General features: G+C 53.1%; 13 protein-coding genes. 2 read left to right on the top strand and 11 right to left on the bottom strand.

The genetic code is table 11. From position 1 onward, the window contains the following. Window position 1 precedes the first annotated feature (1 nt). From HZZ01_RS09665 to gspG, 11 genes are all read right to left on the bottom strand, one after another. Complete coding sequence (locus tag HZZ01_RS09665; protein ID WP_179896761.1) at window positions 2–349, bottom strand: type II secretion system protein; 348 nt, start codon at window positions 347–349, stop codon at window positions 2–4. Continuing rightward, on the bottom strand, window positions 336–812 hold the full coding sequence (locus tag HZZ01_RS09660; protein ID WP_179896759.1) for a type II secretion system protein: 477 nt from the start codon (window positions 810–812) through the stop codon (window positions 336–338). Before HZZ01_RS09660 ends, HZZ01_RS09665 begins: the two co-directional genes overlap by 14 nt. Further along, the gene (locus HZZ01_RS09655) at window positions 812–2575 is read right to left on the bottom strand and encodes a secretin N-terminal domain-containing protein (protein WP_255434156.1); all 1764 of its coding nucleotides are present in this window, start codon (window positions 2573–2575) and stop codon (window positions 812–814) included. Before HZZ01_RS09655 ends, HZZ01_RS09660 begins: the two co-directional genes overlap by 1 nt. 116 nt (window positions 2576–2691) lie before the next feature. Then, on the bottom strand, window positions 2692–3204 hold the full coding sequence (locus HZZ01_RS09650; RefSeq protein ID WP_179896754.1) for a hypothetical protein: 513 nt from the start codon (window positions 3202–3204) through the stop codon (window positions 2692–2694). After that, on the bottom strand, window positions 3201–3719 hold the full coding sequence (locus HZZ01_RS09645; protein WP_179896753.1) for a hypothetical protein: 519 nt from the start codon (window positions 3717–3719) through the stop codon (window positions 3201–3203). Before HZZ01_RS09645 ends, HZZ01_RS09650 begins: the two co-directional genes overlap by 4 nt. Further along, entirely contained in the window at window positions 3703–4218 is a 516-nt protein-coding gene (locus HZZ01_RS09640) for a hypothetical protein (protein ID WP_179896751.1), read from the bottom strand. Before HZZ01_RS09640 ends, HZZ01_RS09645 begins: the two co-directional genes overlap by 17 nt. Then, entirely contained in the window at window positions 4215–4922 is a 708-nt protein-coding gene (locus HZZ01_RS09635; protein ID WP_179896749.1) for a hypothetical protein, read from the bottom strand. The genes HZZ01_RS09640 and HZZ01_RS09635 overlap by 4 nt, the downstream gene beginning before the upstream one ends. After that, on the bottom strand, window positions 4906–6537 hold the full coding sequence (locus tag HZZ01_RS09630) for a GspE/PulE family protein (protein ID WP_218928062.1): 1632 nt from the start codon (window positions 6535–6537) through the stop codon (window positions 4906–4908). Before HZZ01_RS09630 ends, HZZ01_RS09635 begins: the two co-directional genes overlap by 17 nt. Further along, complete coding sequence (locus HZZ01_RS09625) at window positions 6537–7706, bottom strand: type II secretion system F family protein (RefSeq protein WP_179896746.1); 1170 nt, start codon at window positions 7704–7706, stop codon at window positions 6537–6539. Before HZZ01_RS09625 ends, HZZ01_RS09630 begins: the two co-directional genes overlap by 1 nt. 8 nt (window positions 7707–7714) lie before the next feature. Then, entirely contained in the window at window positions 7715–8170 is a 456-nt protein-coding gene (locus HZZ01_RS09620) for a lytic transglycosylase domain-containing protein (RefSeq protein ID WP_179897142.1), read from the bottom strand. A gap of 2 nt (window positions 8171–8172) precedes the next feature. Beyond that, window positions 8173–8592, bottom strand: a complete 420-nt coding sequence (gene gspG, locus HZZ01_RS09615) for a type II secretion system major pseudopilin GspG (RefSeq protein ID WP_179896744.1) — start codon at window positions 8590–8592, stop codon at window positions 8173–8175. A gap of 269 nt (window positions 8593–8861) precedes the next feature. Here gspG and HZZ01_RS20880 point away from each other — a divergent pair, with 269 nt between their 5' ends. Both HZZ01_RS20880 and HZZ01_RS09605 read left to right on the top strand, forming a co-directional pair. Then, a complete protein-coding gene (locus HZZ01_RS20880; protein ID WP_218928061.1) occupies window positions 8862–10760 on the top strand; it encodes a glycosyl hydrolase family 18 protein in 1899 nt (632 codons plus the stop codon). 462 nt (window positions 10761–11222) lie between these two features. Next, window positions 11223–13478: a M60 family metallopeptidase gene (locus tag HZZ01_RS09605; RefSeq protein WP_179896743.1), complete on the top strand. Its 2256-nt coding sequence runs from the start codon at window positions 11223–11225 to the stop codon at window positions 13476–13478. Window positions 13479–13599 lie beyond the last annotated feature (121 nt).

The raw sequence follows: 13599 nt of genomic DNA, 5'->3' as shown, positions 1-13599 counted from the left end.
ATTAAGACCCTCTGGATGCGCCGACAGGTGCAGTAACATCGAGTATCTGTCCATTATTGTCGGTTTTGACTTCCCAGCTATCCCGGCGATTGGTTACCGGATCCAGCGGCATTTCCCGCAGATAGCCCGCTTCAATCAATTCGTCCATGCTATAAGGCCCCACAATGCGATCGCGACGGAAATGATCGATAGCGTTGCGCAGGGTATTCAGATTGTGCGCCTGTACCACCACTTTGGCCTGGTCTGCCTGCTGGAAGAAACGCGGCGCGACCAGCGTCAGCAATGTTGCGATGATCGCCATGACGACGAGCAGTTCAATCAGGGTGAATCCTTTTTCACCATTGTGCATAGGGCACTCCATTCAGGCCGCTGCCAGTACTGCTGCTACTGACGTCAAACACATCTTTACCGCCACCGCTGAAGTCACCCGGTGGCTGCGTTGATGCCCGTAGTCGCCAGGTATCCTCTGCCCGTCGACCCGGACAGTCACACATCGGATCTCTGGGTATTCGTCGCAGAAAATAAAGCCGATTCCCGTTGGGGTTAGTGACATCGATTGCGCCTTCAGTCAGCTGTTTAAGCGCAGGGGGATAGCCCGATTCGCTGGCTTTCTTCTCAATCTTCCCGTCCTTACCAGCCTGATACCAGGCGTCGATTGCGGTACGCAGGGTACGGAGAGACTCCCGCAATTCTGCCTCCTGCTGCTGCTGGTGAAAGCGATGTATCAGCGGTGTGGCAGCCGCCGCTAAGGTGGCGAGGATTGCCAGTGTCACCATCATTTCTATCAACGTAAAACCGCGCTGGCTGTTCATTAATGCGATCCGTTTCGCGCGAAATTGTCATCCAGTACGGGGGGTGGCAGGGTGCTGGTGCGTGCCGGAAATTGTGCAGGAGGCGCAAGCTCTGGCGCAGTGTAACGCTGTCCGGTATCTGACTGCGGCAAGCTGCGAAGCTGAATGCTGTCGCCAGTAAGATCGTCAGTGCCCATATCGATGGTACTGATATGGCTGCCCGGCAGATCGAGGTTTTGGTCGATGGTCGGCGTGATCAATAGCACAACTTCGGTTCGCTGCTTATTGTGTGATTTGCTGCCAAACAGCCTGCCGATAACAGGAATACTGCTCAGTACCGGAGTACCGCTATCAATGACGCTTTCTTCCTGTTTAATCAGACCAGCCAGCATTTGTGTCTCGCCGTTCAGGCTGCTTAACGTCGTATTCGCCTCGCGCTTGTTGGTGCGGTAGTAGACGGTACCGTGCTCGCCCCTCTCTGCCGTGCCCAGGCTGCTGAGCGTAAATTTTACGTCCATCAGGATATTGTTATCCACGCTGATGTCCGGCGTGACCTCAAGCTTAAGCCCGACATCCTGATACTCGACTTTTTGCTGAGAGAAACCGTCCTGCACATTACTGGTCAGAACCGGAATCGTTTCGCCGATATCAATCTGCGCTTTTTTGTTGTTTTTAACGCGAATACGGGGATTAGCTAATACCCGGGCATTCCCCAGTACTTTTCTCAGATCAACGGACATGTTTTCGATATTGACCCGCACGTTACTGCTGTTGAAGCCCTTAAGCGGTATCCCGCTGCCTTCATCCTCTGCGCCGCTAACGAAACCGGCACTGATTTTTTGCGGCAGGTTAATGCCCAGCGCTTCGATATCGCTGGAGTTCACTTCCAGCACCTGAACGGCAAGCGTCACTTCCGCCTCTGGACGGTCAAGAGTCACCAGCAGTCGCTCGGCCTTCTCAACGGTCTCTTTTGGACCACGCAGACTGACGGAATTAGTGCGTTCATCAACGTGGATATCCTTCAGTTTCACCATGTTGCGCAGGGCGACATTGACATCCTTAGCTTTGGCGTATCCCAGAAATACGGTTTTCACTACGATGTCCTGATACATCTTCTCTTTTTGCTGGGTGGCCGGGTAAATCAGCAATGTGTTGTTGTTCAGCACTTTCCTGCGCAGGTGGTTAGTCAGCAGCATCAGGTTAATGGCATCTTCTGCGGTCGTGTTTTTGGCAATCAGCGTCGCCGTCGTAGTCGATGGGACATCCTTATCAAAGATAATGTTTACGCCTGTCATCTGGCTAATTGTGTTACAGATGGCCACCAGGCTATGCTCGCGAAAATTGAGAGAAATACGCTTTTGCAGCTCTTTGTTAAGGCGATTTTCCGGCTGGTTAATACGGGCAATCTCGCGCAGCAGATGGTCGCGAAGCTCCCTCGCCTGGGGCCAGCTGGGATCTTCTTCCAGAACCTTTTGAATAGTCTGCAAGGCCCGTTCCGGGTTGCTGTGGGTATTATTCACCGCATCTTTATAAAGTGTGTCCAGCACACGACGACTATTAATTTTCCGCAGCCCCTGAAGAGCCATAACGTTTCCAGGCTCATATTTCAACGCGTTCTGCCATTGCTGTGAAGCCAGCAGGTAGTTGTTTTTACGGATAGCGAGGTCTGCGTTTTTGAGGTAGCTGGCAACCAGCTTTCTCGAAATGTTCGCTTTTTCTGCCCGCAGATTGACGTCCTGAGGTGCGGTGATACGTTGCTGGTCAATCTCCCTGAGTCGCTGCATCAATGCCTCAGGCTGCTCAATAGCGGATGAGTGAGCTGCAGGTATTTCATTTTTCGCACAGCCGCTTAGCAGAAAGCAGAATAAAATGGACGCAGTAATGGGGGTAATTTTCATCATTATTGTTTAGGCTCCGATTGCAGCTCTCCAAGCTCCAGCCTGTGCTGCGCATGGGTCGACTGCCATTCAAATAGAAGGTGGTCTTGCTTCACCGCTGTTAATTTCCATCCCTTAACCGGCTCGCTGCCGAGCCAGATTTTTCCCGCCGCTTTGCACTGTCTGCAGACGGGCCAGGTGTCGACGCCATCGGTCAGGACAATGATGCGCTGGTGGTCGCTCCACCATGCGCCCAGCGCATGAAGCGGCAGGTCGGGCGTGGTCGGTTCAGCCTTCGCCTGCTCAACCGGCATTGCCTGCTCTGCTACGGCGTCAGCCTTTGGCGACGGAAAGAGATCGATTCGTTCTGGCCGGAGCGTGGAGGCCGGTTCTGCAGTCTGTTTTATCTGGTGCGACGTGACGGGCCGCATTGTCTGGGGTGTCACCGGCGCAGAGTCATCATCATTGAAATGACTCCATACCACGGCGACGGCGGTGGCCAGGAGCGCAACCTGAAGGTAACGGGGAAGCTTCATGGCGTCACCTTCAGCAGGCGAAGGCGGACCGTTACGCTGAGCTGGCTTTCCAGCGGTGAGGCACGCTTCAGGGTTATTTGCTCGATCTCCAGCGGCAGCGTTCGTGCCAGCGCTTCCAGCGACTCAACCAGCGGCAGATACTCGCCTTGCAGGGGAATATCCAGTAGCAGAGCGGGTCTGGCCGCGTTCTCATCCAGCTGGTATCGGCTGGCTTCCACGCGCAGGCCACCCTGACTGAGCCTGTCGAACACCAACCCGACCAGCTGATATTCACTGGGTGTTATATGGCTCTCCAGGGCCGGCTGTTGGCTATCCAGTGGCACCTGAACGCGCAGCTGGGACTGGATTTTCGCCAGGCTCTCCTGCTGAGCGGTGGTATGCGGTATCTGTACGCCCAGCCAAAAGGCCAGCAGTCCGCATGGCAGTGTGCTCAGTAGCAGTGGGAGACGTCCTGTTCGCCCGGAGAGGATCGCTGCGCGCCAGCGCAAGGCCGCGCCTCTATCTTTCAGGAGCATGGTGATCCTCCGCGCTGAAACTGACGTCAAGCGTGGCGCTTACAGCCCAGCCGTTTTCAGTGCTTTCTGTGGGACGGTGGTTTTGCAATGCAACGTGCGCGGGAAGCTGTTGCAGGCGCTGGCTGAAAGCCATCAGGGCATTCAGGCTGGTGGCTTTCACGGTCAGATGAACATCGCGCTTTTCAGGGACGATGTTGATGCTTAGCAGGGCAATCTCAGACGACAGCTCGCTGCCAACTCTATCCATCATGCGGATAGCTGGCGGTATCGCCGTTAACTGATGAGACTGACGCTGGCGACGCAGTTGCGTAGCCTGAAGTTGTTGCTGTATGCGCTGATGAGCGGCAAGTTGCTGTTCTGCCTGCGTGAGTTGATACTCAAGATGCTGCTGGTGTAACGTTTCCCGCATGACTAATCCGGCGACCGGCAGACAAAGCAGGCCAGTGAGCAACAGTGTCCGTCCCGCCCACGGTGGAGCCGGTGAAAACAGTGGTGTCATACCCCCTTCTCCTGAGGCGTAATAATCTGTGGCTCGCCTTCTTCAGTGTTCAAAAGGTAGTGAGGGCAGTCGGTCATACCGCTGAGTTGTGCAATGACGCGCAGCTGGGTAACCGTCTCCTGTTGAGGCAGTGAGATCGTGCTGACCTCATGCCAGGCCCGATTAATCCGGCTGGCGATGCGGCATTGATGCGCGCTGATCGTGATAAACAGCGCTTTCTCCGGAAACGTACGGCGACTGTATTTCAGCAGGCGTTGAAAGGGGGTTTCGATACCCCGAAAGCGCAGTTTCTCCCGGCGGGCCAGCGCCTTAAGCCGCTCCCAGCAGGCATGCTGTACCCCTGAAACCAGGGCAGGTTGCTGCCAGCACGCTGACTCAAAACGCATCATCCAGCCCCCTTTGTGCAGCGCGGCGCTGTCATGTTGCATGACCTGAAGCTGTGCCAGTTGCAGAAGCTCCTGCGGCGTTGCCACACCGGGTTGCCAGGGCACAACCATTAGCATCAGATCGTCAGTATCAACGTTAAATGCCACACTATCGCGCCACGGAAACGACGGTGAACGCAGGCGAAAGAGCATGCTGAGGGCGGTATCCAGCGTTTCACCGGCCACGCGTTCGTGCCTTGCAATCACTTTTTTGCCCAGGCGCAGGCGCAGCGCATGGGGCCAGATATCACACTCCCATGCCTTAGTGAGCGATAACACGATTGACCTCCTCGAGGGTGGTTTTGCCTTCCGCAACAGCACGGAGTGCGATAGTGGTCAGCGGGACAAAGCCATCGTCCAGCGCGACCTGTCTAAGTTGACGAACCGACGCTCTGACCAGCATGGCTTCTTTTATTGCATCGCTGAAATGCAGGACTTCAGCCAGCGCCAGCCTGCCGCGGTAACCGCTGTGTCGGCATGCCTCGCAGCCACGTCCTCGTCGCCAGCGGGGTGTCAGCGAGCCTAACCGTTCAGACTGCCAGGCATCAGGCATCGCCTCTGGCTGTGGGGCATCTTCACCGCATTCAGGACAAATCTGACGGACCAGGCGCTGGGCGACGACACCGTTCAGGGCGGCGATCAGGCTGGCGGGTTCGACCTGCATATAAAGAAAACGCTCGAGCACGCTGAAGACATCGTTAGCGTGGACTGACGAAAGCACGACGTGCCCGGTCAGAGAAGCCTGAACGGCAATGCCTGCCGTTTCGCCATCACGTATTTCACCGACCAGAATAATATCCGGGTCGTGACGCAGAATGGCTCTCAGGCCACGGGCAAAGGTCAGCCCCTTTTTGTCATTGACCGGGATCTGCAGCACGCCATTGAGCTGATACTCGACGGGATCTTCAATAGTGATGATTTTGCTTTCCCCACTGTTCAGTTCGCTGAGCGCAGAATAGAGGGTGGTGGATTTGCCACTTCCCGTCGGGCCGGTTACCAGCACCATGCCATGGGGAAGATGAGTCAGCTGCCGAATCGCTCTGAGTGTGTGTTCATCAAAGCCCAGAGTTTCGAGCTGGATATTCTGATCATGAGATTTATCCAGTACGCGCAGCACCGCATCTTCGCCGTGAATACCGGGCACGATAGAGACGCGGAAATCGACCGGCCGCTGAAGAATTAAGGCTTTAAAACGACCGTCCTGCGGAATACGTCGCTCCGAAATATCCATACAGCTCAGAACTTTGATTCGGGATATAACCTGTTCGGCTTGTTGAATGCCGGCGCAATGCCGGATGGCGTGGAGCACGCCATCAATGCGATATTTCACCACGATGCCATCGGCAACGGCGCTAAGGTGGATGTCGCTGGCACGGCTTTGCAGTGCGTCAAACAAGGTGGCATTGACCAGTTTGATGACCGCATGAGGCTCGCTGGCAATGGCTGCGGGTGTAATCTCCAGCCACTGCATGTCGCTGCTTTCGTCACTGCTCTGCTGTTCAAGCTGATCGAGCGTTCTCTGCTGTTTGCCAAGCTCGTTCAGCCGGGTGTTCAGCCAGGAGAGCGAGAGCAGGGCAGGCTTTGCGTTCATGCTATAGGCCCACTGACGCTGCGTCAGGGAGAACGGGTCGGTCAGTGCAACGTAGAATGTTTTGTCAATCAGCAGCGGGAGCGCGCGATAGCTTAGGGCCTCGGTCAACGCAAGGCGGCTAAAATCCTCATTTTCTTCGGTGACGTTGGCCGCCGAAAGAGGGATCATCCCTAATGCCTCGGCTGTATCGTGCAGACGCTCAGGGAAATGCTCCAGGAGTGTCGCCAGCGTCTGACAACGCTCCTCGTCAGAGAGCTTCATGAGCGCGTCGATGCTGCCGATAGGCGTGGATAAATCGGTCATTATTGCAATCCTCCTGCCAGCTCGAAGATGGGCATATAGAGTAAAAAAACGACCAGGCCGACGATGCCGCCCACCACGATCATCAGAACCGGTTCGAAAACTTTGCTGAAGGTTTCAATTGCACGTTCCAGCGACTCGTCGTAGAACGCGGCGATTCGTTCGCACATGGCGGGCAGTTCACCACTGCGCTCGCCGACCTGCATTAAACGGGTGGCGACGGGCGTGGTCAGATTCTGCGCTTCCAGCATGCGGGAGAGCGATTCGCCCGCGCCGACATCGCGAATGACCTGCTCAATTTGCGGGCGGTGGCTCTCAGGCAGAACGTCCCGGCTAAGCGTCAGCGCCTGCGGCACGGGTAGCCCGCCCTGCAGCAGCAGTCCGAGGGTGCGGTAAAAGCGAACCAGTATGGCTAACTGGTGTTTCTGGCGTAGCTGAGGAATCTGCAGCAGCATGTCGAGTAAACGCTTGCGCAGGCGAGGGCTTCTTACCGCCATCACAATTCCGGCAACAGTGGCGGCACAGCCGGCAATCAGCAGGGTGCTGTGGTTTTGCGTCAGCTTGCCCCACCAGAGGATTAATTGGGCGCTGGATGAGGGATCTTTTATGCCGTCAAACACGACGGAGAAGCGCGGAATAATAAAGCCAAGCAGGAATATCAGTATCGCTACTCCGGCGGAGATAACGATAGTGGGGTAAAGCAGCGTGGCTTTAATGCGTTTGCGCAGTATTTCCATCCGGGTTTCATAATGCTGGAAGCGGGTCAGCGCGATCGGAAGATGGCCGGTTTGTTCTGAGGAGGCCACGGTATTAATCAGCAGCGTCGGAAATAGCGCAGGCAGTGTCGACATGGCCTGTGAAAGCTGGGCGCCCTCATAGAGTCGGTTCACCAGCGTATCGAGCACCAGCGTTGCCGTGCTATCCCGGCTGCTTTCGCGCAGCGCTTCAATGGCTTCAACCACGACAAGTCCGGCTTCAAGCAGGGCGATAAGTTCCTGCAAAAATAAACTCAGCGGAAAGCGTTTATCCCGACGTGCAGGGCGTGCATGTACCTGCAGTACGATGCCGCCTTTCGAGGTGACGCGAAGAGCGGCATCGTCGGCTGAAGTCGCAAGCACTGACTGACTAACGCGTTTACCCTCGGTGAGGGTGATAACAGTATAAGATTTCATTCTGCCAGTTATGAGTGGCCCCGTTGCCTCTTAAGACGGGCATAATGCGGAGCTACTTTTTTTATATATTGTTGACGGAGCGCCCGGCGTTTAGGTGTATTCGCCGTGCCAGCGTTATAGGCGCCGACAGCGTCCCAGGTATACCCGAACCGTTGAATCTGACCGGCCAGAATCCATGCTCCGGTCATCACACTCTGGCAGGGATCATTGAGCAAATCTTTCTGACTAATACGAAATTTCCACAGCGTATTAAAGTGGCTGCTATTTATTTGCATCAGACCAACGTCAAATGATCCATCACGATTTTTATTGATTGCTTTGGTGTTTCCATTCGACTCGACAATCGCGATAGCCTGTAATAGTTCAGGTTCGATTCCGTAGCGTGCTCCCGCATCTACCCAGCAGTTAGCCCGGACGGAAAATAATGGGAGTAATAGCACTAATAATAATCCAGCGCGTAACATCATCAGAATCCATACGTAATGGCTTTATCGCCTTTACCCATAGAAGTAATATCGACGTCATTAATAGAACCTTGTTCTCTGGTCGGGTTATGCCACTGATAAGCCTGACCCCACGGATCCAGTGGCACCTGATGGCTTAGGTAAGGTCCTTTCCAGTTTTGCGCCGAAGCGGGTTTTTCCGTTAGCGCACGCAATCCTTCTGATTCATCAGGATAATGCCCCACGTCAAGACGATATTGCACCATCGCGTCTGCAATTGCGCGCATCTGCCGCTGGGCAGTTTTATCTTTTGCCGAGTCAACATTAGAAAAGACCTTCGGTCCGACAAAGCCAGCCAGAAGCGCAATGATCATCAGGACGACCAGCAGTTCGAGCAAGGTGAATCCCCCTTGCTTATGAAGCAACCGGGTTTGACTATTCATTTAAATACCTCTTTATCAGAGATGCTGTTAAGTGAGGAAGGATTCTTAATTAAATAGCGCCAGGGGAGAAGGTATGGTTTCTTTTATTATTTGAGAATAGGCGTGGAGGGGGTAAGGAATTTCTTATCCTCTTTTATTTAAGATACTTCTTGTCTGGTTTACCTCATTTCTGAAAGTAAAAGAAAATATCCCCAGAGATTTTTTTAAAGCAGAGCGTAATACTGAGTGCAGTAACAAATATTGTATTCAATAAAAACATGGGATATGTCATGAAAAAACTAACGTTACCTCTTTTAATCGGCGGTGCCCTCCTGGCACAGTCGGCTTTTGCTGCGCAGGAGCACTACGCGGTTTCTTATCTGACTTCCTGGGGGGGAATCGGTGCAGGGTCTGTTGAGACCCTCAAAGATGTTAAAGCCAATACGCTGCTGCTTTCATTCGGAGGCTGGGATGCGAACGGTAACATATCCAGCTCTGATAATATCGTTAGCATGCCGACCTACGATCCATGGTACATCCAGGCCTCCGCTTACAGCGGTTGGAGCGGACTGAAGCTGGCCCGTCCAGGTATTAAAATGATGGTCGCCTTCGGCGGTGAAACCTATGAGTCCATGTGGGCGTATCTGGCTTCCCCACAAACGCGCGAAAATCTGGCACAGAATCTGGTCAAAATGCTGCAAACTAATTACCCGGTTTACCAGAAGAACCTGAAGCCTGAAGAGATGACCGGCCAGTGTCTGCACACCAACTGGTCAGGGGCGTGTGATATGGGCGTCAATCAGCTGGCGGGAACCGTACAGCTCGATGGGATTGATTTTGACTTTGAAAAAGTGGCGCGACTGACGCCAGAAGAGAATGACAACGTGCTGGCGGTAGCAAAGCGTGTGCGCGAGCTGCTCAACGCTTCTGGCAGTAAAAAACTGATCAGCCTGACGACCTATCACGTTGGCGCTGACCCGGTAGCGTGCCAGTCCAGCACGGTCACTGAAAACTGCTCATTCACCGAATCATCGCGCTCCAGTCATCACGGTGAAGTCCTGCCGCTGCTGAACAAAGGCAAGGATGTTTTCGACTTCTTTAACGTGATGGCTTATGACGCAGGTCGAAACTTTAAATATGATGTAGCGATGGCCAACTACGCTCGCGCTGTGGGTGATAAGCGTAAAATTGTCCTCGGTCAGACGATTAACTCTCAGTGGGGACCTGAAGGGCGCTTTGTAGAAAATCGTCAGACTAACGTTAACCGTGCGGGATGGCAGGCAGAAAACGGTTATGGTGGTTTCTTCATCTGGACGTTGGGTGCAAATGATCAGCAGACGTCCCTTGCCCAGCAGGTAGATTACTTCAACGAGATGAAAGAGCGGGCTGACCTGATGTCCGGCGATCAGGCAGTTCCGGATGTGACCGCCCCAACGGCCCCGACCGGCCTCAGAGTGATGGCAAACGATAAAACCATCATGCTGGTGTGGCAGCCTTCAACCGACAAGGTGGGCGTGATGAGTTATTCGATTCTGCGCAACGGCGTGGCGGTAGGCTCAACAACAGATACCCGCTGGACCGACACCAACACAGAGCTGGGTGGCGTGACGTATCGCTATACCGTCAAAGCACGCGATGCGGCAGGCAATCTCTCTGAAGCCAGTAATCAGGTGGAAGTGAAAACGGCTCCGGCTCCTGAGGCCGGGTCTGTGGCCCCCGCGGCCCCAGCCAGCCTGAGCCTGATCTCTGCCGGAGAAACAAACCTGAGTATTAAATGGAAAGGGGTTTCCGGTGCGGTAAAATATCAGGTCCTGCGTGATGGCATCCGGGTCGGCACGCTGGCGGGAACCCAATTTACCGATACGGGTCTGAAAGCCGCGACAACCTATAGCTACACCGTAGTGGCTGAAAATGCTAAAGGACAAACGTCACTGGCGAGTGCTGCACTGAAGGTTAAAACGCAGGCCAGCGCAGTTGCGCCGGCACCAGCTCCCGCACCAGCTCCAGCACCAACTCCAGAACCCGCTCCGGCACCTTCGCTGTCAGCAGCCTGGAAAACCGGTGTGAACTATAAACCGGGCGATATTGTGACCTACAAAGGCAAAGAGTATCGCTGCCTGCAGGGACACCCATCAATGGCACACTGGACGCCAGAAGCAACGCAATCCCTTTGGCAGGTTATTCGCTAACGATTTAACTCCGGGTCAGGTCTCTGCCTGAGTGCAGAGGCCTCCGGAAAAATTATCGGAAAACGTGCGGTGAAATATTCCAGTGCTTTTTTCTGAGGTGGTCCGGTCTTATCTGTTATTACCTCTATTTATTCAGCTAAGCCAATGCTTAAAATGATATATGGCCGGGTATTACCTCTGATTCGCGGTGCGTTAATATAAACCCTAGTGCAATAGTTTATTAAAAGAGGTGTTCAGGAAGACGTGATCAGCCATTGTTCTTTCGCTGAATCAGAACGGCCAGTGTGTACTTCCCGCTGTCTCAGTGGGCGTTTTTAGCCTGATATATTCCCGGCGGGTATGCTGCTATAGCAGCACTATACTAAAAGGCCGTGCGGTGGATGTAATGACTTGTAATTCAATATATTTAATTAAAGTCATTTTTTATGGCAATGACTCATCTAAAGGTCTCATTAAAGCACTATGAAAATAAACAAAATAACATTATGTGTTGCCCTTGCAATGTCATTGGGTGCTTGTGTATGGCAGGCCAGTGCTGCCGAACCACACTGGTGGCAGCAGTATGATAATCAGCCTGGTTTTAAAGAAGGCCTGTCCGCGATTGGCTATAATTATGATCAGTTCGAAAAAAACAGCAGCCAGGTGATAAAAGACTCCGGCGACAGCCGTACCCCGCTATTCTGGCTGAAGCGTTCAATGAAGATGTACCCGCCAGCCACGCCTAACCACTATAATCTGCCGATCGTTCACCATGAAACCCGGGACTGGACGAACAGTCTGCAGGCCACCATGGGCAGAGGGATCTTCTTCTTTACACGAACTGCTGCAGATGCGGGTCAGACAGTGACGATCTCAGCGGGTGCCATTCCCGCAGGCGCGACCTGCTATGCCGTTACCGGGAATGGTTTTAAAGATTCAGATACCATGTTTAAAAACCAGGTTGAGCTGGCTGCGGGAAAAACTACCCAATATACATTCAGCGAGCGCGGGGTGTTATTAGTAGGTTGTGGCGATCCGGTTAAAACACAACGCGACGTTACGGTTCCCCTCACGGTCACGGGCGGAAAAGATAATCATTTATTCATTCTGGGTCAAAATGTTCAGGATGACTGGGAAAACAGTAAAATAACGGCCAGTCATTTTGGTTTTTCTTATTTATTTGATGGAAGAGCCAATACGCTGGTTCCCAAAAAGATTGTCGATGTTACCCCCGAAAATATCAACACTGTGCTTGGCGAAAATTTGAAGGTCTCTGCGTTGTATGAAAAATTAAATGGAATGGATGGTTCTGAAGAGATATTCAAATCAGGGCTGGGATCACTTTTTTATAATTATGACACATGTTGCTATGCCGCTTACCGGCGAGGGTTTACCGGTATCGGTTTCAGTTCATCAAGAATGAATGCGGATGATTGGGGGCGGTGGCATGAAGTAGGGCATTTACATGAACCCATGCATGAGTATGTATGGGGACCGTTTTCGGAAATCCAGGTCAACCGTTATTCCTCAGAAGCCTGTCAGCTGATAAGAGGAAAGCACTATCCTCTCAACAAGTGTCATAGCGGTATTACCGAGGAAGAGGGGAACTGGGACAAGGATGCCGTTGTGAAATTCCTCCAGTCTGGTCCTCATTATGCCGATTATACGAAAATAACAAATGTGTTCCGTAAGCTGGCCTTCTTTAACTTTCTGCGTTTCAGCTATGGTGAAGACTTCTTCCCAAAAGTGAATCAGGCGCGACTGCGTGCTATTTACGCGGCGCCCGGTGAGGATATGGCTGCTAAGAAGCAATATGTCATGCATGGAAATCAAAAGGTCTATGATTTCAGCGTAGTGGCTTACAGCCAGGCCGCAGGATACGATCTGCGGAATTATTTCCTGCAATGGGGCATGCATTTTAGCGAAGCGGCGGGACAAAAGGTCGCGGAAATGCATTTACCCCAGCCTGGCGAGAAATCGGATGAAACGTCGAATCTGGCGCCTGAGCTTAGCGTGAGCCGGGACAACATTGTTGCCGTTGCCACGTTTAATCACGGTTTTGCCTACAGTGTGACGGCGAAAAGTAATCGTGATGATGTTATTTACAACTGGTCTCATATTTCGGGAGACCAGCGTATTTATGTCAGAAACAGCAAAGCTGCGACGGCAGAGCTCGTTATCCCGAAAGAGGTGCAAAATGTCACGGCGCGTTTTCAGGTCACGGCCAGCAACAATCATGGCACTACAGCCAGATTTGTCGATATCACCAGCGTCTCACCGGAAGTGACCATTACCGGCCCGGGCAGCATTTCTCGTGATAAGCCCCAGCAACTGAAAGCGGCGGCTAACTTCCGGGAAGCGGCTTACCAGTGGATCCTGCGTAAGAATAACAAGGTTGTTGAAAAGGGGATTGATACTTCAGGCCAGATAAAAGCGGGGCTGGCAGCAGGGCGTTATAGCGCGGAAGTCACAGCAACCAGCCATTTAGGATTACGTCGTGCAGTGTCTGTTCATGACTTTGAGGTGAAGCCTTCTGAGTTACCCGCACCCGCACCACAACCTCAGGCACCCGAGTGGAATGCAGGAACAACATACAGCGCTCCTTGTACCCCTGTCTTATGGAAGGGCAGCGTGTGGAAAAATGGCTGGTGGACACGGGGGGTAACACCGGGTTCAGATGGCCAGTGGGGTGTCTGGCGAATGGTCGGTTCCAGTCAAATGCACGGCGCATGTAAATGATATCTGGCAGATGATTCCCTCTATTAAGATCATCAAGGCCGTCTGGCCGGTCGATGGGGGGCTAAGAAGGATAAAAACGGGCGTTCCTGAGCTCCCGTTTTTATCAGGCATCCGCATACCG

The sequence above is a fragment of the Pantoea sp. WMus005 genome (genome assembly GCF_013415305.1).
GTDB lineage: Bacteria > Pseudomonadota > Gammaproteobacteria > Enterobacterales > Enterobacteriaceae > Pantoea > Pantoea rara.
This window is presented reverse-complemented; position numbering and strand designations above follow the sequence as displayed.

Excerpts from the sequence above, each read along its gene's own strand:
- HZZ01_RS09625 (WP_179896746.1), bottom strand. The coding sequence starts at position 7,706 with ATGAAATCTTATACTGTTATCACCCTCACCGAGGGTAAACGCGTTAGT.
- HZZ01_RS09650 (WP_179896754.1), bottom strand. The coding sequence starts at position 3,204 with ATGAAGCTTCCCCGTTACCTTCAGGTTGCGCTCCTGGCCACCGCCGTC.
- HZZ01_RS09655 (WP_255434156.1), bottom strand. The coding sequence starts at position 2,575 with ATGCAGCGACTCAGGGAGATTGACCAGCAACGTATCACCGCACCTCAG.
- HZZ01_RS09640 (WP_179896751.1), bottom strand. The coding sequence starts at position 4,218 with ATGACACCACTGTTTTCACCGGCTCCACCGTGGGCGGGACGGACACTG.
- HZZ01_RS09630 (WP_218928062.1), bottom strand. The coding sequence starts at position 6,537 with ATGACCGATTTATCCACGCCTATCGGCAGCATCGACGCGCTCATGAAG.
- HZZ01_RS20880 (WP_218928061.1), top strand. The coding sequence starts at position 8,862 with ATGAAAAAACTAACGTTACCTCTTTTAATCGGCGGTGCCCTCCTGGCA.
- HZZ01_RS09605 (WP_179896743.1), top strand. The coding sequence starts at position 11,223 with ATGAAAATAAACAAAATAACATTATGTGTTGCCCTTGCAATGTCATTG.
- gspG (WP_179896744.1), bottom strand. The coding sequence starts at position 8,592 with ATGAATAGTCAAACCCGGTTGCTTCATAAGCAAGGGGGATTCACCTTG.
- HZZ01_RS09665 (WP_179896761.1), bottom strand. The coding sequence starts at position 349 with ATGCACAATGGTGAAAAAGGATTCACCCTGATTGAACTGCTCGTCGTC.
- HZZ01_RS09645 (WP_179896753.1), bottom strand. The coding sequence starts at position 3,719 with ATGCTCCTGAAAGATAGAGGCGCGGCCTTGCGCTGGCGCGCAGCGATC.
- HZZ01_RS09660 (WP_179896759.1), bottom strand. The coding sequence starts at position 812 with ATGAACAGCCAGCGCGGTTTTACGTTGATAGAAATGATGGTGACACTG.
- HZZ01_RS09620 (WP_179897142.1), bottom strand. The coding sequence starts at position 8,170 with ATGTTACGCGCTGGATTATTATTAGTGCTATTACTCCCATTATTTTCC.